This window comes from Burkholderia sp. SIMBA_062, assembly GCF_046534765.1.
GTDB classification, from domain to species: domain Bacteria; phylum Pseudomonadota; class Gammaproteobacteria; order Burkholderiales; family Burkholderiaceae; genus Burkholderia; species Burkholderia ambifaria.
This window is the reverse complement of record NZ_JAWRYD010000004.1, coordinates 156159-176095: the sequence shown is the minus strand read 5'-3', so window position 1 is coordinate 176095 and position 19937 is coordinate 156159. Positions and strand designations below refer to the sequence as shown.

At 68.4% G+C, this 19937-nt stretch carries 15 protein-coding genes; 14 read left to right on the top strand and 1 reads right to left on the bottom strand.

Features of this window, described 5'->3' with window-relative positions; genetic code table 11:
- Nucleotides 1-110 precede the first annotated feature (110 nt).
- The 7 genes from SB786_RS05705 to SB786_RS05675 all read left to right on the top strand — a co-directional run bounded on the left by SB786_RS05705 (nt 111) and on the right by SB786_RS05675 (nt 11604).
- Complete coding sequence (locus tag SB786_RS05705) at nt 111-1298, top strand: MexX/AxyX family multidrug efflux RND transporter periplasmic adaptor subunit (RefSeq protein ID WP_410726662.1); 1188 nt, start codon at nt 111-113, stop codon at nt 1296-1298.
- Nucleotides 1299-1316: 18 nt separating this feature from the next.
- A complete protein-coding gene (locus SB786_RS05700; protein WP_410726661.1) occupies nt 1317-4454 on the top strand; it encodes a multidrug efflux RND transporter permease subunit in 3138 nt (1045 codons plus the stop codon).
- Entirely contained in the window at nt 4454-5920 is a 1467-nt protein-coding gene (locus tag SB786_RS05695; RefSeq protein WP_410726802.1) for an efflux transporter outer membrane subunit, read from the top strand. Before SB786_RS05700 ends, SB786_RS05695 begins: the two co-directional genes overlap by 1 nt.
- An 814-nt stretch (nt 5921-6734) precedes the next feature.
- Nucleotides 6735-7247 (top strand): fimbrial protein, encoded by a 513-nt coding sequence (locus SB786_RS05690; RefSeq protein ID WP_410726659.1) that lies wholly within the window; start codon nt 6735-6737, stop codon nt 7245-7247.
- Between the two features lie 122 nt (nt 7248-7369).
- The gene (locus SB786_RS05685) at nt 7370-9823 is read left to right on the top strand and encodes a fimbria/pilus outer membrane usher protein (protein ID WP_410726801.1); all 2454 of its coding nucleotides are present in this window, start codon (nt 7370-7372) and stop codon (nt 9821-9823) included.
- 15 nt (nt 9824-9838) lie between these two features.
- Nucleotides 9839-10585: a molecular chaperone gene (locus SB786_RS05680; protein ID WP_410726657.1), complete on the top strand. Its 747-nt coding sequence runs from the start codon at nt 9839-9841 to the stop codon at nt 10583-10585.
- On the top strand, nt 10582-11604 hold the full coding sequence (locus tag SB786_RS05675; protein WP_410726655.1) for a fimbrial protein: 1023 nt from the start codon (nt 10582-10584) through the stop codon (nt 11602-11604). The genes SB786_RS05680 and SB786_RS05675 overlap by 4 nt, the downstream gene beginning before the upstream one ends.
- A gap of 42 nt (nt 11605-11646) precedes the next feature.
- Here the strand turns inward: SB786_RS05675 and SB786_RS05670 are convergent, their stop codons facing one another.
- Complete coding sequence (locus SB786_RS05670; protein WP_410726653.1) at nt 11647-12402, bottom strand: fimbrial protein; 756 nt, start codon at nt 12400-12402, stop codon at nt 11647-11649.
- 687 nt (nt 12403-13089) lie between these two features.
- Between SB786_RS05670 and SB786_RS05665 the strand changes: the two genes are divergently transcribed.
- The 7 genes from SB786_RS05665 to SB786_RS05635 all read left to right on the top strand — a co-directional run bounded on the left by SB786_RS05665 (nt 13090) and on the right by SB786_RS05635 (nt 19923).
- Complete coding sequence (locus tag SB786_RS05665; RefSeq protein ID WP_006760384.1) at nt 13090-13758, top strand: RNA polymerase factor sigma-70; 669 nt, start codon at nt 13090-13092, stop codon at nt 13756-13758.
- Between the two features lie 95 nt (nt 13759-13853).
- On the top strand, nt 13854-14096 hold the full coding sequence (locus tag SB786_RS05660; RefSeq protein WP_006753776.1) for an MbtH family protein: 243 nt from the start codon (nt 13854-13856) through the stop codon (nt 14094-14096).
- Nucleotides 14097-14141: 45 nt separating this feature from the next.
- The gene (locus SB786_RS05655) at nt 14142-15161 is read left to right on the top strand and encodes a TauD/TfdA family dioxygenase (RefSeq protein WP_410726650.1); all 1020 of its coding nucleotides are present in this window, start codon (nt 14142-14144) and stop codon (nt 15159-15161) included.
- Nucleotides 15151-16002: an ABC transporter ATP-binding protein gene (locus SB786_RS05650; protein WP_410726648.1), complete on the top strand. Its 852-nt coding sequence runs from the start codon at nt 15151-15153 to the stop codon at nt 16000-16002. Before SB786_RS05655 ends, SB786_RS05650 begins: the two co-directional genes overlap by 11 nt.
- The gene (gene fhuB, locus SB786_RS05645; protein ID WP_410726646.1) at nt 15999-18092 is read left to right on the top strand and encodes a Fe(3+)-hydroxamate ABC transporter permease FhuB; all 2094 of its coding nucleotides are present in this window, start codon (nt 15999-16001) and stop codon (nt 18090-18092) included. The genes SB786_RS05650 and fhuB overlap by 4 nt, the downstream gene beginning before the upstream one ends.
- Entirely contained in the window at nt 18089-18889 is an 801-nt protein-coding gene (gene fhuF / locus SB786_RS05640) for a siderophore-iron reductase FhuF (protein WP_410726645.1), read from the top strand. Before fhuB ends, fhuF begins: the two co-directional genes overlap by 4 nt.
- On the top strand, nt 18886-19923 hold the full coding sequence (locus SB786_RS05635; RefSeq protein WP_410726643.1) for an ABC transporter substrate-binding protein: 1038 nt from the start codon (nt 18886-18888) through the stop codon (nt 19921-19923). Before fhuF ends, SB786_RS05635 begins: the two co-directional genes overlap by 4 nt.
- Nucleotides 19924-19937 lie beyond the last annotated feature (14 nt).

The following is a 19937-nucleotide window of genomic DNA, read 5'->3' as shown; positions in this document are numbered from 1 at the left end:
CAGTGTGGCGGACGAATGGCGACAGCATGTATTTAATCAGTCGTGACTGATTATAATCGACCACCCTGAGCCGCCGCATTGTATCGGCGGCGAACGATCCGAGGTCACACATGAATAACAAACGCTCCCTGCGGCGCCGCCTCCGGCTGGCGCCCGTCGCGCTCGCGGCCATGCTGGCCGTGGCCGGATGCGGAAAGGGCGACAAGGACAAGGCGCCGGAGGCCATTCAGAACGCGACGGTCGTGACGGTGCGTCCGACGGCCGTGCCGATGACCGTCGAATTGCCGGGCCGGCTCGACGCGTATCGGCAAGCGCAAGTGCGCGCACGGGTCGCGGGCATCGTCACCGCGCGGACTTACGAGGAAGGCCAGGAAGTGAAGCAGGGCGCGGTGCTGTTCCGCATCAATCCCGCGCCGCTGAAGGCCGCGCGCGATGCCGCGCAGGGCGCGCTCGCGAAGGCGCAGGCCGCCGCGCTCGCGGCGAGCGACAAGCGCCGCCGTTACGACGACCTGGTGCGCGACCGCGCGGTCAGCGAGCGCGATCACACCGAGGCCGTCGCCGACGACACGCGGGCGAAGGCCGACGTCGCTTCCGCGAAGGCCGAGCTCGCACGCGCGCAGCTGCAGCTCGACTATGCGACCGTCACCGCGCCGATTTCGGGCCGCGCACGACGTGCGCTCGTCACCGAAGGCGCGCTCGTCGGCCAGGACCAGGCAACGCCGCTCACGACCGTCGAGCAGCTCGATCCGATCTACGTGAATTTCTCGCAGCCGGCGGCCGACGTCGACGCATTGCGTCGCGCGGTGAAGAGCGGACACGCGACCGGGATCGCGCAGCACGACGTCACGGTGACGCTGCGGCGCGCCGACGGCAGCGCGTATCCGCTGAAGGGCAAGCTGCTGTTCAGCGATCTCGCGGTCGATCCCACCACCGATACCGTCGCGATGCGCGCGCTGTTCCCCAACCCCGAGCGCGAGCTGCTGCCGGGCGCGTATGTGCGGATCGCGCTCGATGCGGCCGTCGACCAGCGGGCGATCCTCGTGCCGCGCGATGCGCTGCTGCGCACGGCCGAGCGCACGTCGGTGCGCGTGGTCGGCACGAACGGCAAGGTGAAGGACGTCGAGGTCGTCGCCGACCAGATGAGCGGACGCGACTGGCGCGTCACGCGCGGCCTGTCGGGCGGCGAGCGCGTGATCGTCGACAACGCCGCGCAGTTCGCGCCCGATACCGCCGTCAAGCCCGTCGAGCAGGCATCGCCGACGAAGGCCGCGCAACCGGCGGCCGCCCGTCAAACCTGACCGGTTCAATAGACCAACATGGCACGTTTCTTCATCGATCGCCCCGTCTTCGCGTGGGTGATCGCACTCTTCATCATGCTCGGCGGCGCGTTCGCGATCCGCGCGCTGCCCGTCGCGCAATACCCGGACATCGCCCCGCCCGTCGTCAGCATCTATGCGACGTATCCGGGCGCGTCCGCGCAGGTCGTCGAGGAATCGGTGACCGCGCTGATCGAGCGCGAAATGAACGGCGCGCCGGGGCTGCTGTATACGTCCGCGACGAGCAGCGCCGGGGCCGCGTCGCTGTACCTGACGTTCAAGCAGGGCGTCAACGCCGATCTCGCGGCCGTCGAAGTGCAGAACCGGCTGAAGACGGTCGAGGCGCGGCTGCCTGAACCGGTGCGGCGCGACGGCATCCAGGTCGAGAAGGCCGCGGACAACATCCAGCTCGTCGTGTCGCTGACGTCGGAAGACGGCCGGATGACCGCCGTGCAGCTCGGCGAATACGCGTCGGCGAACGTCGTGCAGGCGCTGCGCCGCGTCGACGGCGTCGGCAAGGTGCAGTTCTGGGGCGCCGAATACGCGATGCGGATCTGGCCCGACCCGGTGAAGCTGGCCGGTCACGGCCTCACCGCGTCGGACATCGCGTCGGCCGTGCGCGCGCACAACGCGCGCGTGACGGTCGGCGACATCGGCCGCAGCGCGGTGCCGGACAGCGCGCCGATCGCGGCGACCGTGTTCGCCGATGCGCCGCTGAAGACGCCGGCCGATTTCGGCGCGATCGCGCTGCGCACGCAGCCGGACGGCTCCGCGCTCCACCTGCGCGACGTCGCGCGCATCGAGTTCGGCGGCAACGACTACAACTATCCGTCGTACGTGAACGGCAAGGTCGCGACCGGCATGGGCATCAAGCTCGCGCCGGGCTCGAACGCGGTATCCACCGAGAAGCGCGTGCGCGCGACGATGGACGAGCTGTCCGCGTATTTCCCGCCGGGCGTGAAATACCAGATCCCGTACGAGACGTCGTCGTTCGTGCGCGTGTCGATGAACAAGGTCGTCACGACGCTGATCGAGGCCGGCGTGCTGGTGTTCCTCGTGATGTTCCTGTTCATGCAGAACCTGCGCGCGACGCTGATCCCGACGCTCGTCGTGCCGGTCGCGCTCGCGGGCACGTTCGGCGTGATGTACGCGGCCGGCTTCTCGATCAACGTGCTGACGATGTTCGGGATGGTGCTCGCGATCGGCATCCTCGTCGACGACGCGATCGTCGTCGTCGAGAACGTCGAGCGGCTGATGGTCGAGGAGGGGCTCGCGCCCTACGACGCGACCGTCAAGGCGATGCGGCAGATCAGCGGCGCGATCGTCGGGATCACCGTGGTGCTGACGTCGGTGTTCGTGCCGATGGCGTTCTTCGGCGGCGCGGTGGGCAACATCTACCGGCAGTTCGCGCTGTCGCTCGCGGTGTCGATCGGCTTCTCGGCGTTTCTCGCGCTGTCGCTCACGCCCGCGCTGTGCGCGACGCTGCTCAAGCCGGTGTCAGGCGACCATCACGAGAAGCGCGGCTTCTTCGGCTGGTTCAACGGCTTCGTCGCGCGCTCGACGCAGCGTTATGCGACGCGCGTCGGCGCGATGCTGAAGAAGCCGCTGCGCTGGCTGGTCGTGTACGGCGCGCTGACCGCGGCCGCGGCATTGATGCTCACGCAACTGCCGAGCGCGTTCCTGCCCGACGAGGACCAGGGCAACTTCATGGTGATGGTGATCCGGCCGCAGGGCACGCCGCTCGCGGAAACGATGCAGAGCGTGCGCGAGGTCGAATCGTATATTCGCCGCGACGAGCCGGCCGCGTACACGTTCGCGCTCGGCGGCTTCAACCTGTACGGCGAAGGGCCGAACGGCGGGATGATCTTCGTCACGCTGAAGAACTGGAAGGAACGCAAGGCCGGGCGCGATCAGGTGCAGGCGATCGTCGCGCGCATCAACGCGCGCTTCGCGGGCACGGCGAACACCACGGTGTTCGCGATGAACTCGCCGGCGCTGCCCGATCTCGGCTCGACGAGCGGCTTCGACTTCCGGCTGCAGAACCGCAGCGGGCTCGATTACGCCGCGTTCAGCGCCGCACGCGAGCAACTGCTCGCGGCGGGCGGCAAGGATCCCGCGCTCACCGACGTGATGTTCGCCGGCACGCAGGACGCGCCGCAGCTGAAGCTCGACATCGATCGCGCGAAGGCGTCGGCGCTCGGCGTGTCGATGGACGAGATCAACACGACGCTCGCGGTGATGTTCGGCTCCGACTATATCGGCGACTTCATGCACGGCACGCAGGTGCGCCGCGTGATCGTGCAGGCCGACGGGCTGCACCGGCTCGATCCGGCCGACGTGCAGAAGCTGCGCGTGCGCAACGCGGGCGGCGAGATGGTGCCGCTCGCGGCGTTCGCGACGCTGCACTGGACGCTCGGGCCGCCGCAGCTCACGCGCTACAACGGCTATCCGTCGTTCACGATCAACGGCTCGGCCGCGCCCGGCCACAGCAGCGGCGAAGCGATGGCCGCGATCGAGCGGCTCGCCGCGAAGCTGCCGGCCGGCATCGGCCACGCGTGGTCGGGGCAGTCGTTCGAGGAGCGGCTGTCGGGCGCGCAGGCGCCGATGCTGTTCGCGCTGTCGGTGCTCGTCGTGTTTCTCGCGCTCGCGGCGCTGTACGAGAGCTGGTCGATCCCGTTCGCGGTGATGCTGGTCGTCCCGCTCGGCGTGATCGGCGCGGTGCTCGGCGTGACGCTGCGCGGGATGCCGAACGACATCTATTTCAAGGTGGGGCTGATCGCGACGATCGGGTTGTCCGCGAAGAACGCGATCCTGATCGTCGAGGTCGCGAAGGACCTGGTCGCGCAGCGCATGTCGCTCGTCGACGCCGCGCTCGAGGCCGCACGCCTGCGGCTGCGGCCGATCGTGATGACGTCGCTCGCGTTCGGCGTCGGCGTGCTGCCGCTCGCGTTCGCGTCGGGCGCCGCATCCGGCGCGCAGATGGCGATCGGCACCGGCGTGCTCGGCGGCGTGATCACGGCGACGGTGCTCGCGGTGTTCCTCGTCCCGCTGTTTTTCGTGATCGTCGGCCGCCTGTTCGACGTCGGCCCGCGCCGGCGCGGCGGATCGCAGCCGGCGACGATGGAGGGTTCGCAGTGATGTTTGCATTGAATGCATGCGCCGCACCGAGGCTTCAGCTCGCGCTGGCCGCCGTGCTCGCGCTCGCGGGCTGCTCGCTCGCGCCGCGTTACGAGCGGCCGGCGGCGCCGGTGCCGGCCAGCTATGCGACGGTCGATGGCGGCACGCAGCAGGGCGCCGGGCCGGCTGGGGCGGCTGGGACGGCCGACGCCGCGCTGCTCGACGACTGGCGCGCGTATTTCACCGATCCGGCGCTGCAGGCGTGGATCGATGCCGCGCTCGCAAACAATCGCGACCTGCGGATCGCGGCCGGCCGGCTCGACGAAGCGCGCGCGCTGTACGGCGTGCAGCGCGCGGACCTGATGCCGTCGGTCGACGCGAACCTCGGCTACGAACGCACGCGCCAGTACGACCCGGTCGTGCGCGAGAGCGCGGTGAGCGGGCTGTATCGCGCGGGCGTCGGCGTCAGCGCGTACGAGCTCGACCTGTTCGGCCGCGTGCGCAATCTGTCCGATGCGGCGCTCGCCGAGTATTTCGCGACGGCCGACGCGCAGCGCACGGTGCGTATCGGCGTGATTGCCGAAGTCGCGGGGGCGTACGTGTCGGAGCGATCGTTGCACGAGCAACTGGCGCTGGCCCAGCGCACGCTCGACGCGCGCGAGCGCATCGCCGCGCTCACGCAGCGCCGCTACGCGGCCGGCACGAGCGACGCGATCGAACTGCGTTCGGCCGAGATGCTGGTCGCGTCCGCGCGGGCGTCGCAGGCCGCGCTGCAGCGCGAGCATGCGCAATCGGTGCGCGCGCTGCAATTGCTCGCCGGCGATTTTGCGCGCAACGTGCCCGCCGACGGCACCGCGCTCGACACGCTCGCGATCGCGCCGGTGGCGCCCGGCGCGCCGAGCGCGCTGCTCGAACGGCGGCCGGACATCCGGCAGGCCGAGTCGCGGCTCGAGGCCGCCAACGCACAGATCGGCGCCGCGCGTGCGGCATTCTTCCCGCGCGTCGCGCTGACCACCGACTACGGCTCGGTCAGCGATGCGTTCTCGAGCCTGTTCGCGGGCGGCACGAGCGTGTGGATGTTCGCGCCGCGCATCACGCTGCCGATTTTCGCGGGCGGGCGCAATCGCGCGAATCTCGACGTCGCGAATGCGCGCAAGCACATCGCGGTCGCCGAGTACGAGAAGACCGTGCAGACCGCGTTCCGCGAAGTGGCCGACGCATTCGCCGCGCGCGACTGGATCGATCGCCAGCTCGCCGCGCAGCAGGACGTCTACGCGGCCGACGGCGCGCGGCTGAAACTCGCCGAGCGCCGCTATGCGGGCGGCGTCGCGACGTATCTCGAACTGCTCGACGCGCAGCGCAGCACGTACGAGTCCGGGCACGAGTTGATCCGGCTCAAGGCGCTGCGGCTCGCGAATGCGATTGCGTTGTATCGCGCGCTGGGCGGCGGCTGGGCGCCGGCAACCGCCGGCGAAGCTGCCGCGTGATGGCTTGACCGGGGCCGGCCAGGCGGCGGCGCATGGTGATGCGTCGCCGCTGCCCCGGCCGGTGTTGCTTCTGTCGGGTCGCCGGCCGCGAGCGACGACACGTGCATGCGCGCTTCGTCGCTCCTGTTTTTCCTCCACGCAGTCGGGTTGAAGGGCCGCCTTCCACTCGACTCGCATCCCGGCGACCGATCGCGTCGCCGCCGGCCTCCGATCGTGCCGGACTTCCTCCTGTTTCGACTCCATTCAGTGTTGCGAATGTCGTCCTGGCGCACGGCTTTATGCGGCCGCTTTAATCCCGGGTTGACGATTCGATTAATTCACGTATTGTGAACAATAAGGGTGACAAAGTGTCGCGGTAAAACGTTTGTGCAGATTTCGCAATCGTTTGCGTGAAAGTTTCGCGGCGTTGAATATCATCCGTTAATTTCCCGTCAGTTGAAAATCGTCAAATGTTTTCGTTGCGATCGGGCAACGGTGGTCGGATCGGCCCATATTTCGTCATTTCATCGGGTGTCTGGCAAGTCCATATCCAGCAAGGAGAATCGGGGAGATTTAAAATTGTCTTTAATTTTCAGTCGGTTCCGGAAAATAAAAAAGGACTGCGGACGAAAATGTCGGGATTGAGAATCGGCGGGAAGGCGCGGATTTTAAGGTGCGTAAAACGAAGATTGTCATTGAGATTTGACAATGATTTACAGAATTCCTTCACTCCTATCTCGATAATGCGGCCTCGTGACGGACGGGAGCCAACCACACGCTGCCTTTTGTATCCGCCACGTCGTCCATTCCCTTTGAAATTCTCACGGAAAACGTCATGAAAAAATCCCTCCTGAGCGCGGTCGCACTCGCAGCCCTGTCCAGCTCGGCCTTCGCAGCGGGCACCGGCACGATCAACTTCACGGGCGAGATCGTCGCGGGCGCATGCGGCATCGATTCGAACTCCGTCAACCAGACCGTGCAGCTCGGCAAGGTGCCGACCAACAAGTTCAAGCAAGCCGGCGACAAGTCGGACGCGGTGTCGTTCGACATCAAGCTGACCGACTGCGACACCAGCATCGCGCAGAACGCGTACTTCACGTTCACGGGCACGTCGAGCGCGGGCCAGCCGAAGCTGCTCGCGACGATCGGTTCGGCAACCAACGTCGGCATCCGCCTGCAGGCCGCGTCGGGCGAATACCTCGACAACGGCGCCGAACAGAAAGCGCCGACCCTGCTGCAAAACGGCACGAACATCGCGCGCTTCGCGGCGATGTACGAAGCCACGGCCGCCGGCGTGACGCCGGGTACGGCCGACGGCGTCGCCAACTTCACGGTCCGCTACCAGTAAGCGTCCGTATCGGAGAAGGGGTGTGCACACCCTTTCTCCGTCCTCCTTGCCTTCACGTCTCTACTTCCCCGGATTTCCGGTAGCGCCGCGTGCGAATCAGACATTCCTTCCTTTGCGTCTCCGTGCTGGTCGTCGGCAGCCAGAGCCATGCGACGGAATTCAATTCGTCGTTTCTCGACATCGACGGCACACGCAACGTCGACCTGTCGCAGTTCTCGCAGCCCGACTTCACGCTGCCCGGCGAGTACATGCTCGACGTGCAGGTCAACGACCTGTTCTACGGGCTGCAGGCGATCCAGTTCATCGCGCTCGACGCATCCGGCGCGGGCAAGCCGTGCCTGCCGCCGGAACTCGTCGCGCGGTTCGGGCTGAAGCCGTCGCTCGCGAAGGACCTGCCGCGCTTGCAGGGCGGACGTTGCGTCGATCTCGGCGCGATCGAGGGCGCGACCGTGCGTTACCTGAAGAGCGACGGACGGTTGAAGATCACGATTCCGCAGGCCGCGCTCGAATTCACCGATTCGACCTACCTGCCGCCGTCGAGCTGGTCCGACGGAATTCCGGGCGCGATGCTCGACTATCGCGTGATCGCGAACACGAACCGCAACTTCGGTTCGGGCGGCGGACAGACGAATTCGATCCAGGCCTACGGCACGATCGGCGCGAACTGGGATGCATGGCGCTTTCGCGGCGACTACCAGGCGCAGTCGAACGTGGGCAACACGGCATACGCGGATCGCACGTTCCGCTTCAGCCGGCTTTACGCGTTTCGCGCGCTGCCGTCGATCCAGTCGACGGTGACGTTCGGCGACGACTACCTGAGCTCGGACATTTTCGATACGTTCGCGCTGATGGGCGCGTCGATCCGCAGCGACGATCGCATGCTGCCGCCTTCGTTGCGCGGCTATGCGCCGCTGATCTCGGGCGTCGCGCGCACCAACGCGACCGTGACCGTGTCGCAGGCGGGCCGCGTGCTGTACGTGACGCGCGTGTCGCCGGGCGCGTTCGCGCTGCAGAACATCAACACGAGCGTGCAGGGCACGCTCGACGTCACGGTCGACGAGGAAGACGGCAGCGTGCAGCGCTTCCAGGTGACGACGGCCGCCGTGCCGTTCCTCGCACGTACCGGACAGCTGCGCTACAAGGCCGCCATCGGCAAACCGCGGCAGTTCGGCGGCGCCGGCATCACGCCGTTCTTCGGATTCGGCGAGGCCGCGTACGGGTTGCCGTTCGACATCACGCTGTACGGCGGCTTCATCGCTGCGTCGGGCTATACGTCGATCGCACTGGGCGTCGGCCGCGATTTCGGCACGTTCGGCGCGGTATCGGCCGATGTCACGCATGCGCGTGCGCACCTGTGGTGGAACGGCGCGACGCGCAACGGCAACTCGTATCGCATCAATTATTCGAAGCACTTCGACGGGCTCGACGCAGACGTGCGCTTCTTCGGCTATCGCTTCTCCGAACGCGACTACACGAACTTCGCGCAGTTCTCGGGCGACCCGACCGCCTACGGCCTTGCCAACAGCAAGCAACGCTACTCGGCGACGATGTCCAAGCGCTTCGGCGACACGTCGACCTATCTTTCGTACGACCAGACGACCTACTGGGCCCGCACGTCGGAGCAGCGCGTCGGCCTCACGCTGACGCGCGCGTTCTCGATCGGCGCATTGCGCAAGCTGAACGTCAGCGTGTCGGCGTTCCGCACGCAAAGCGCGGGCGCGAGCGGCAACCAGTTCTCGGTGACCGCGACGCTGCCGATCGGCGGCCGCCACACCGTCACGTCGAACCTGACGACGGGCAGCGGCAGCACGAGCGCGAACGCGGGCTACATCTACGACGATCCGGCCGGGCGCACCTACCAGATCAACGCGGGCGCGACCGACGGCCGCGCGTCGGCGAACGCGAGCTTCCGCCAGCGCACGTCGACTTACCAGCTGAACGCGCAGGCGTCGACGCTCGCCAACGCGTATGCGGCCGCGTCGCTCGAAGTCGACGGCTCGCTCGTCGCGACGCAGTACGGCGTGTCCGCGCATGCGAACGGCAACGCGGGCGATACGCGGCTGCTGGTCTCGACCGACGGCGTGCCCGACGTGCCGCTGTCCGGCACGCTCACGCATACCGACTCGCGCGGCTATGCGGTGCTCGACGGGATCTCGCCGTACAACGTGTACGACGCGACCGTCAACGTTGAGAAGCTGCCGCTCGAGGTGCAGGTGTCGAACCCGATCCAGCGCATGGTGCTGACCGACGGCGCGATCGGCTTCGCGAAGTTCTCCGCCGCGCGCGGCAGCAACCTGTATCTGACGCTGACCGATGCGGCCGGCAAGCCGCTGCCGTTCGGCGCATCGGTGCAGGACGCGGCGAACGGCAAGGAGCTCGGCATCGTCGGCGAAGCCGGCGCCGCGTTCCTGACCCAGGTGCAGCCGAAATCCGCGCTGGTGGTGCGTGCAGGCGAACGCACGCTGTGCGCGGTGAACGCACTGCCGAACCAGCTTCAACTCGAAGGCACGCCGATTCCGGTGACGTGCCAGCCGCCCGGCGAGTCGCATGCAGCGGCCGCACGGGCCGACCGATGATTTCACGGATCCCGCATGAACCCTGTTTTCTCCCTTTCCTTCCCGCGCCGCGCGGCGTGCATGCTGGCCGCGGCCAGCGCGCTGCTCGCCGGCGTCGCGCACGCGGCGATCGTGCCGGACCGCACGCGCGTGATCTTCAACGAAGGCGAACCGGCCGCGATCGTCACGATCACCAACAAGAGCGCGACGTATCCGTATCTCGTGCAATCGTGGCTCGAGGACACGCGCGGCAACAAGATCACGTCGCCATTGATGGTCGTGCCGCCGCTGCAGCGCGTCGAGGCGAACGAGCGCAACGTGCTGCGCATCGCGAAGCTGCCCGGGGCCGCGCTGCCGGCCGATCGCGAATCGGTGTTCTATCTGAACATCCGCGAAGTGCCGCCAAAGACCGATACGCCGAACACGCTGCAGATCGCACTGCATACGCAGATGAAGCTGTTCTACCGGCCGAAGGGCGTGCAGCCGGCGCGCGACGAGGACTGGACGCTGCCGATGACGCTGCGCGTCGACGCGGCCGCGCACCGGCTCGTGTTCGACAACCCGACGCCGTACCACGTGACGGTGGTCGACGTGACGGCGGGCGCGCAGAAGACGCGCGTGCCGATCGAGCCCGTGATGGTGGACCCGATGAGCACGGCCGACGTGCCGTTCAAGGGCGCGACGCCATCGACGCTGTTCATCACGCATATCGACGATTACGGCGGCCAGGTGGCGGTCGAATATGCGTGTGACGCGGGCGCTTGCAAGAGCGTGAAGCGATGAGCGGCGCAGCGCGTGAACGGCACATGCCGGCGGCATGGTTGCGCTGGATCGTGCTCGCATTGTTCGTTGTGGCGGCGCAGCCCGCGTGGGCATTGCGGTGCCTGACCAACAGCGGCGCGACCTCTCAGACCGAGCCGATCGGCGGCGTGGCGTCGTATCCGACCGACGCGCCGGACGGGTACGTGATCTGGGTCTCGCCGGTGCGCACGACGTCGGGGTATTGCTACAAGGACCTCGGTGACGCCGGCAGCCTGAGAGTCGTCGACAACATCTATTTCTACGCGAATCCGAATCGCACGGACCCGGCCGCGTGGGGGCTCGAGATCGGCATCCGCTACCGGGGCATCGACTATTTCGACAAGACGAGCAATCGGGGCGGCGGCGTGTTTACCGGCTATTCGGTGCCGCCGTGCAGCCGGTACGATTTCGATCGCGGGCGGTGCCAGCAGACCCGAATCAGCATCGACTATCAGGTCGTCGTGCGCAAGAAGGGCAACTGGGTCCAGCCGCCGAGCGATATCTACACGGTATTCCAGTTCGACGGCGAGTTCGGGCTGAATGCGTACAACCCGAGTTTCCAATACCGGTTGAGCGGCCTGCGCAACCTCAAGCCGACGCCGTGTTTCGTCGACGTGCTCGTCACGCCCGAACCGGGCGTCGTCAACTTCGGGCAGGTGCAGGCGGTGGGTAACGGCTTCCTGCCGGCGGTGCCGCGCAAGCGGTTTTCGTTGTCATTGACCAAGAAATGCAACGTCGCGGTGCGGGTCGACGGGTATTTCGAAACGAGCTTTCCGGTGCAGAACGGCTTGCTGGTGCCGGCGAAGGACAGCAATTTCGGTATCGGCATCGAGGACAGCCAGGGCAAGGCCATTCCGTTCAATCAGCAGTTCACGCTGGCGCAGTTCGCGTCCAACGTGATGAATCAGAGCGTGTTGATGGACGCGGTGCTGAAATCGTTCGGTCCGCCGAAGATCGGGCGATTCGATGCGACCGCAACGATCAGGTTGTTCATTTACTGAGCGGCGTCCGGGGGGGCGGCCGCACCACGTCGACGAGTGAAATTATTGATACGACATGGTAAACGAGGCGCGCGCGTTTGCAGGCCCTGAAGTTATCTGCTCTGACGTACGCACGTAGCGAGCAGTCAGGGGAATGCTGAGGGTGTTGCCGGATGGCTGGCCCGCATACCATTGGTTCGTGTTGCCCGCGATGGCGGAATCGGGACCGAAACCGAGGGGCAATGAATCGTGGGTTATCTGATAGCCGATGCCCCGTGCTGTCGACTCGCTGTCCAGCCGGAGGGTATTCGATCTGTTCGACGGGTCCGTCACGTCGGTCATCGTCAGATAGACCTTGAGTCCTTGCGCGCAGCGATCCAGATCGATCGAGAAGCTTTGGTCACCGCCGGTCGAGCCGACCTGACTCAACGCGGACCCCTTGATCTGCGGCATCGAAACCTTGAGCGACGCATTCCTGACCGCGCAGGTCGTGCCGGTCACGGTGAGCGTTCCGCTGACTCTCAGGACGTAGCTGATTCTGTCCGTCCCTTGAGCGGCCCGCCACGTCATGGTAGGGAGCGTGCTGCCGGCGACGCTCCCCGATCCCACCGGACCCGTCACGACGAGCGTGACGCCGGCATTGAATGTCTCGCTGGTGCCAGTGGTCGACTCTCTGAATGGGGCAATCTGGGTATTGGCTATGCCGGGAATTGCGGCCCGAAATTGAATGCCGATTCCCGGAATACCTGTTTCGTATGTATTGGTGTAGCCCGGCACGAGTTTTCCGCCGGAAATTTCGGCAGTTGTAAGCGTCGCCACGGGGGCAGTCCAACTTGATGGTGTTCCATGGGTGCGCATACAGGCTTTCGGAGGTGCCGACGAGTTTGTCTCTCGGAAGAGACCGTTCGCTGATCGCCACGTTCGTGTACCAGGGGGTCGCGACCGTACTGCCGGACTGCTTGAATTCGCAGACGGCATACAGCTTTCCGGAGCAACCCAGCGCCAGAAGCGAGAGAAATAGTCGAGTGAGCGCAGGGTAGTTCATGCCTGATCGAACTTCTTCGTGTTGATGGGTGTGACTAGAGTTGTCGATTATTTCCTAATGCGCACCGCGGGTGAATCGGACAAGTACTAAAAACGATGAATTTGCCCGGAAGGCGCTGCTCGGCGGCACATGAACTTGTGGCCGCGAACGGCCTGTAGCCTGCTTTTCCAGCGGGTGCCCCGACCGGATTCGGATCTGGGGAGCAATAACGATCTGCGCGTGCCGCGCCTGGCATCGTTCACGTCGCCGCCGGCGGATCATGTCTCGGATCGTTCGGCCCTGTCGGCCCGAAAGCTCGCCTCACACCGCGATCGACGATGCGGATCCCGTCCGCCAAAACGCCGCTTCCCTCGATTGATCAGACAAATCCGGACAACCGAAAGGGGTATTCGGTAATCAGATTGAGAATGATTTGCGTTTACGTTAAATTGCGCTATCTCGGAATTCGACGGAGCAGATCGATGGCAATGGCGGAAGTGCTCGAACGCCCGGCAGCGGCAACGGCGAACCCGTTCCTCGGCAGTTATCCGGACCTGCCGTCGCGCCCCGCGCCGCGTGCGCGTCGTGCCGCCGAGCCGCGCGCCCAGGGCGCGCTGCTCGACGTGCTGATTGCCCATCGCGCGATGCTCGTCAACGTTGCGCGCGGCTTCGTCGGCTGCGCGAGCCGCGCCGAGGACGTCGTCCACGACGTATTCGTGAAGCTCGTCGAATTCCCGAACCAGGACGCGGTGCGCCAGCCGATCGCGTACGTGACGCGGATGGTGCGCAACGCATCGATCGACGCGTGCCGCCGGCAAAGCCTCGAGAACGTCTATCACACGGAAGAGGACGACGGCTTCGACGTGCCGTCGCCGGAACCGACGCCCGAGGCCGCGCTGATGACGCGCGACACGCTGCGCCGCGTGTGGGCCGCGCTCGACGACCTGCCGGCGCGCAGCCGCGCGGCGTTCGAGATGGTGCGGCTGCGCGAGGAGACGCTGCAGACCGCGGCGCGCGCATTGAACGTGTCGCAGACGCTGGTGCATTTCATGGTGCGCGACGCGGAGCGGCACTGCGCGGAATGTCTCGACGCGTGCCATCGCGGCGTCGCGTGTCCGGTGTTTCTCGGCGGTCGCGCGCGGCGCCGGTAAAAAATCGCGCCGGCCAATCGTCTTCAAGACAGGAGCGGCCGATTCGACAGTTCGCCGCTTCGCTTCCTTCAACCGTCTCCCGCTTTTTTCCGATCATGACGCAAGCCACGACGCCTTCCGCCGACACCGACGACCTGGTCTATACGGTCGTCATCAACGACGAAGAACAGTATTCGATCTGGCCGACGTTCCGGCCCGTGCCGGCCGGCTGGCGCGAGGTTGGCGTGCGCGGCCCGAAGGCCGACTGCCTCGCGCACATCGAGACTGTCTGGACCGACATGCGCCCCGCGAGCCTGCGCCGCGCGATGGACGGCGAGCGCGCGACGCGCGCGTCGTGACCCGTTGCGCCGCGCTGGCGGCGCGCCACCTGAAGAGGACGTTGCATGACCCTGCTTTCGTTGCCGACGCTCGACGACCTGCGTATCGAGCCGGGGCTGCCCACCGTCGTGTCGCCGCGCGGCGCCGACGGCATGTCGATCGACGAGGTCGCGCCGCTGGCGCGCGCCATCGCGGCCGACACGCTCGAACGGGCGGGCGGTGTGCTGTTCACGGGCTTTCACGTGCCGTCGATCGATGCGTTCCAGCGGTTCGCGGCATCGTTCGGCGATCCGCTGATCGGCTATGAATACGCGTCGACGCCGCGCAGCCAGGTCGAAGGCGCGGTCTATACGTCGACCGAATACCCGCCGCACCGCGCGATTCCGCTGCACAACGAGCAGTCGTACACGCGCGAGTGGCCGCTGCGGATCTGGTTCCATTGCGCGCTCGCGGCGCCGAAGGGCGGGGCGACGCCGATCGCGGACAGCCGCGCCGTCTATCGCGCGCTCGATCCGGCGCTCGTCGCGCGCTTCGAGCAGCGCGAGCTGCTGTACGTGCGCAATTTCGGCCAGGGGCTCGACCTGCCGTGGCAGCAGTCGTTCGGCACCGACGAGCCGGCCGAGGTCGAGCGGATGTGCGCGGCGCGCGGGATCGAATGCACATGGCGCACCGACGACGACGGCGAACTGCTGCTGCGCACGCGCGAACGCTGCCAGGCCGTCGCGCGCCATCCGCGCACCGGCGACCGCGTGTGGTTCAACCAGGCGAACCTGTTTCACCTGTCCGCGCTCGACGACGACATGCAGGAAGCGCTCATCGATGCGGTCGGGCTCGAGAACGTTCCGCGCAACGTGTACTACGGCGACGGCGCGCCGCTGGAAGCCGACGCGCTCGCGGAAATCCGCGGCGTGCTCGAGCGCCAGCGCATCGTGTTCCCGTGGCGCACGGGCGACGTGCTGATGCTCGACAACATGCTGACCGCGCATGCGCGCGACCCGTTCGAAGGGCCGCGCAAGGTGGTCGTTGCGATGGCGCAGAGCTACACGGTCCCGCGCGCGGCCGAACGGAGGACCGATGACGCGTAGTCCCGCCGCGCTTGCCGCGCGCGGATTGACGGTGGGTTATCGCGACCATGTCGTGATCGACGGGCTGGACCTGTCGATCGCGGCCGGCCGCGTCACGGCGCTGTGCGGCCCGAACGGCTGCGGCAAGAGCACGCTGCTGCGTACGCTCGCGGGCCTGCAGCCCGCGCGTGCGGGCCACGTCGACGTGAACGGCACGCCGCTCGCGTCGTTTCGCCGTCGCGCGCTCGCGCGCGAGCTCACGATGCTCGCGCAGTTCAACCAGATCCCGTCGGGGCTGACCGTGCGCGAGCTCGTCGCGTACGGACGCTACGCGTATGGCGGCTTCCTGCGCGGGCTGTCGCGTGCCGACCATGCGGCGATCGACGAGGCGCTCGACACGAGCGGCCTCGCCGGCGACGCCGAGCGTGACGTCGGCGCGCTGTCGGGCGGCGAGCGCCAGCGTGCGTGGATCGCGATGGCGCTCGCGCAGCAGGCGCCGATCGTGCTGCTCGACGAGCCAACCACCTATCTCGACATCCATCACCAGCTCGACATCCTCGACGCGCTGCGCGCGCTGAACCGCGCGCGCGGGCTGACGATCGTGTGGGTCTTGCACGACCTGAACCAGGCGGCCGCGTACAGCGATGAAATCGTGCTGATGCGGGCCGGCCGCCTCGTCGCACAGGGTTCGCCGGACGCGATGCTGGAGCCGGCGCAACTGCGCGCCGCGTTCGGCGTCGACATGCTGAAGCTCGCGCATCCCCGGACGGGCGCGCCGATGTGCGTGCCGGCCTACGGGCCGCCGGCGTCCGGCACGCCGCACGCGTTCGAGCACGCGGTCGACCGGGATATCGCCGTATGACGACGGTCGCGGTGCGCCAGCGGCTCGCGGCGAGCGGGCAGCGCACGGCATCGGGCCGCCGAGCCGGTGCGATCGCGCTCGGCCTCGTCGTGCTGATTGCCGTGCTGGCGGTGCTGCGCGTCGCGCCGGACCTGCGCGTGTGGTGGAACGCCGTGCCGGGCAGCGACGCCGCCGCGCTCGCGGGCGTGTTCCTGTTCGATCTCAACCTGCCGCGGGTCGCGGCCGCGCTCGTCGCGGGCGGCTGTCTCGGCATCGCCGGCGCGCTGTTCCAGTCGCTCACGCGCAATCCGCTCGCGTCGCCCGACCTGCTCGGCGTGACGGGCGGCGCGCAGCTCGGCCTGCTCGCGGCGATGCTGGTGCCCGCGCTCGCCGGGGTCGCATCGGTGCCGCTGCTGTTCGTCTGCGGGCTGATCGCCGCCGCGTGCGCGATCGTCGCGGCCGGCGGCTGGCGCGCGACGCCGTTGCGGCTCGTGCTCGCGGGCAGCGTGTGCATGCTGCTGTTCGCGGCGCTGTCGACGCTCGTGCTCGCGTTCTTCGAGCAGAACATCGCAGGCGCCGCGCTGTGGACCAACGGCAGTCTCTATCAACCGGGCGCGACCGGGCTCGCGCTCGCCGCGCGCTGGCTCGTCGTGCCGCTGGTCGCGCTGCCGTTCGTGATCCGGCCGCTGAATCCGCTCGCGCTCGGCGACGAGGCGGCGGCCGCGGCCGGCGTGCGTGTCGATGCGACGCGGCTCGCCGCGACGATCGTCGCGGTCGCGTTCACGAGCGTCGCGGTCAGCATCGCGGGCCCGCTGTCGTATGTCGGGCTCGTCGCGCCGAACCTGCTGCGCCAGGTGCGCGGCGCCCGCGCGGCGCGGCTCGGCGTGCTGGTGCCGTTGTCGGCGCTCGCGGGCGGTGCGCTCGTGCTGGCCACCGACAGCGCGGTGCTCGCGTCGGGCCTCGACGCGACGCTGTCGACGGGTGTCGCGATCGCGCTCGTCGGCACGCCGCTGATGCTCGCGATGATCCGGCGCGGCGCCGCGTGGTCGGGCGTGCTGCATGCGCCGGCCGACCGCGCGGCCGGCAGCGGCTCGACGCGCGTGGTCGGCTGGCTCGAAGGGCTTGGCTGGCCGCTGCGCACCGTGCTGTTCGTCGCGGCCGGCGTGCTCGCGGTGTTCGTCGGCGTATCGGCCGGCCCCGAATGGCTGTCGCCCGCGCGCTGGTTGGCCGCGCTGTCGGGCCACGATGCGCTCGCGCGGATGCTGATCGACCTGCGCATGCCGCGGCTGCTGTGCGCGCTCCTCGCGGGCGCGCTGCTGGCCGCGAGCGGCGTCGCGATGCAGAGCGTCGTGCGCAACCCGCTCGCCGGCCCCGAAGTGCTCGGCGTCACGCAGGGCGCGGGGCTCGTCACGCTGTTCGCGTTGTCGACGTGGCCGCTGATGGGCCACGTGACGCTTGCCGCAGCCGCGTTGACCGGCGGTGCGCTGTCGCTCGCGATCACGCTCGCGCTGAATCATCGGCATCGTTACGCACCGCTCGCGGTCGCGCTGACCGGCATCGCGATCGGCGCGCTGTGGACCACGCTCGCGCAATGGCTGATCACGCAGGAGAGCGTGCAGCCCGCGCGCTTCGTCGTCTGGCTCGTCGGCGGCACCTACGGCCGCAGTTGGGGCGAGGTGTCGATGCTGCTGCCGTGGTGCGTGCTCGCGATCCCCGTATTCGCGTGGCTCGCGCGGCCGCTCGACATGCTCGCGCTCGGCGACGACCAGGCGGCCGCGCTCGGCCTGCCGGTCGCCGCGTTGCGGCCGCTCGCGCTGACGATCGCGACGCTCGCGGCCTGCGCGGCCGTCGCGGCCGTCGGGCCGGTCGGCTTCATCGGGTTGATGGCGCCGCACGTCGCGACGATGCTCGGCGCACGCCGGCATCGCACGCGGCTGTGGCTCGCGGCCGCCTGCGGCGCGCTGATCCTGGGGCTGGCCGATCTGGCGGCCCGCACGGTCGTCGCGCCGCGTGAAGTGCCGGCCGGCGTGCTGACCGCGCTGATCGGCGCGCCTTACCTGCTGGGGCTGCTGATCGTCGAGGGGCGCCGCGCCCGGCGCACGGGGCGATGACGCCGGCGCTCGACGGCGCATGCGCCACGCGCTTTTCCGCGTTCGCGCCGGAGCCGTTCGCCGGGCATCTCGACGTCGTGTGGCTCGGGATGCCCGACGACACGCACGCGCCGGGCCGGATCGTCGTGCCCGTGAGCGCGCTGCGCGATCATCGCGACGCGGTGCTCGACGCGATGGTGCGCCACTACGGCGGCGATCCGGCGCAGCATGCGCGCGCGCTGATGTCGCAATGGAGCAAGTACTACTTCGGCCGCGCGGCGCCCGCCGGCGTGGTCGCCGCGCTGACGCTCGGCCGGCCGCTCGACATGGCGCCGGAACGCACGTTCGTCGCGCTCGACGACGGGATGCCGGCCGCGCTGTATTTCGCGCCGGACGCGCTCGGCGCGCCGTGCAGCGATCCCGCGCCGCGCTATGCGGGCCTCGTCGCGCATCTCGGCGCGGTGATCGACCTGCTCGCGGCCATGGGCCGCGTCACGCCGCGCGTGCTGTGGAGCAACGCGGGCAACCTGCTCGACTATCTGCTCGACACGTACCGGTCGCTGCCGTGCGCGGCGGATCCCGTTCGCGATGCGGACTGGCTGTTCGGCGCGTCCTGCGTGCGTGGCGAGCCGAATCCGCTGCGCTTGCCGGTGCGCGATGCCGTGCCGCGCTCGCCGCTGCTGCCGACACCGTTTCGTGCGCGCCGCGTGTGCTGCCTGCGCTATGAAATTCCTGGAGAAACGCAACTGTGTGGAAGCTGCCCCCTGCTATTGACGATGGACGACGCGGCGCTGGCCGGGCAGGACGCGATCCGGTGACGCGTGCCGGCCGCCGCCATGCGCTCGGCGCACTGGCCGCGCTCGGCGCCGCGTGCTGCGGCGCGCTGGTTGCACCGGCCGTCGCACTCGCTGACGACGCGCACGGCGGGCCGGGCAGCACGGCCTCGCCACCGCGCCGCTCGCTCGCCGGCAACCCCGTCGTATCGCAGGCGAGCGCGACGATGCCCGTGCGGCCGCAACGCGTGGTCGCGCTCGACTTCATGTTCGCGGAAAGCGTGATCGCGCTCGACCTCGTGCCGGTCGGCATGGCCGATACGGCGTTCTATCCGGGCTGGCTCGGCTACGGGAGCGACCGGCTCGCGCACGTGACCGACATCGGCTCGCGCCAGGAGCCGGGGCTCGAGGCGATCGCCGCGGTGAAGCCCGATCTCATCATCGGCGTCGGCTTTCGGCATGCGCCGATCTTCGCCGCGCTTGACCGGATCGCGCCGACGATCCTGTTCCAGTTCAGCCCGAACGTGTCGGAAGACGGCGTGCCCGTCACGCAGCTCGACTGGATGCGGGAGATCTTCCGGACGATCGGTGCCGTCACCGGGCGCGACGCGCGCGCGAAAGCGGTGGAAGCGCAACTCGACGCGGGAATCGCCCGCAATGCGGCGCGGCTCAGGGCGGCCGCGCGCAGCGGCGAACGCATCGCACTGCTGCAGGATCTCGGTCTGCCCGACCGCTACTGGGCCTATACGGGCAACAGCACGTCGGCGGGGCTGGCGCGCGCGCTCGGGCTCGAGCCGTGGCCGAGGAAGCCGACGCGGGAAGGCACGCTCTACGTGACGTCCGCCGATCTGCTCCGGCAGCGCGATCTCGCCGTGCTGTTCGTCACCGCAACGGGGATGGACGTGCCGCTGTCGTCGAAACTCGATTCGCCGGTGTGGCGTTTCGTGCCCGCGCTGCGCGACCACCGGATCGCGCTCGTCGAGCGCAATATCTGGGGCTTCGGCGGGCCGATGTCGGCGCTCAAGCTGGCCGACGTGATGACCGATACGATGCTGAAGCTGCCGGCCGTCGTGCGTTGAACGGCAGCGCGCCA

Excerpts from the sequence above, each read along its gene's own strand:
- SB786_RS05705 (WP_410726662.1), top strand. The coding sequence starts at position 111 with ATGAATAACAAACGCTCCCTGCGGCGCCGCCTCCGGCTGGCGCCCGTC.
- SB786_RS05700 (WP_410726661.1), top strand. The coding sequence starts at position 1,317 with ATGGCACGTTTCTTCATCGATCGCCCCGTCTTCGCGTGGGTGATCGCA.
- SB786_RS05695 (WP_410726802.1), top strand. The coding sequence starts at position 4,454 with ATGTTTGCATTGAATGCATGCGCCGCACCGAGGCTTCAGCTCGCGCTG.
- SB786_RS05690 (WP_410726659.1), top strand. The coding sequence starts at position 6,735 with ATGAAAAAATCCCTCCTGAGCGCGGTCGCACTCGCAGCCCTGTCCAGC.
- SB786_RS05680 (WP_410726657.1), top strand. The coding sequence starts at position 9,839 with ATGAACCCTGTTTTCTCCCTTTCCTTCCCGCGCCGCGCGGCGTGCATG.
- SB786_RS05675 (WP_410726655.1), top strand. The coding sequence starts at position 10,582 with ATGAGCGGCGCAGCGCGTGAACGGCACATGCCGGCGGCATGGTTGCGC.
- SB786_RS05665 (WP_006760384.1), top strand. The coding sequence starts at position 13,090 with ATGGCAATGGCGGAAGTGCTCGAACGCCCGGCAGCGGCAACGGCGAAC.
- SB786_RS05660 (WP_006753776.1), top strand. The coding sequence starts at position 13,854 with ATGACGCAAGCCACGACGCCTTCCGCCGACACCGACGACCTGGTCTAT.
- SB786_RS05655 (WP_410726650.1), top strand. The coding sequence starts at position 14,142 with ATGACCCTGCTTTCGTTGCCGACGCTCGACGACCTGCGTATCGAGCCG.
- SB786_RS05650 (WP_410726648.1), top strand. The coding sequence starts at position 15,151 with ATGACGCGTAGTCCCGCCGCGCTTGCCGCGCGCGGATTGACGGTGGGT.
- fhuB (WP_410726646.1), top strand. The coding sequence starts at position 15,999 with ATGACGACGGTCGCGGTGCGCCAGCGGCTCGCGGCGAGCGGGCAGCGC.
- fhuF (WP_410726645.1), top strand. The coding sequence starts at position 18,089 with ATGACGCCGGCGCTCGACGGCGCATGCGCCACGCGCTTTTCCGCGTTC.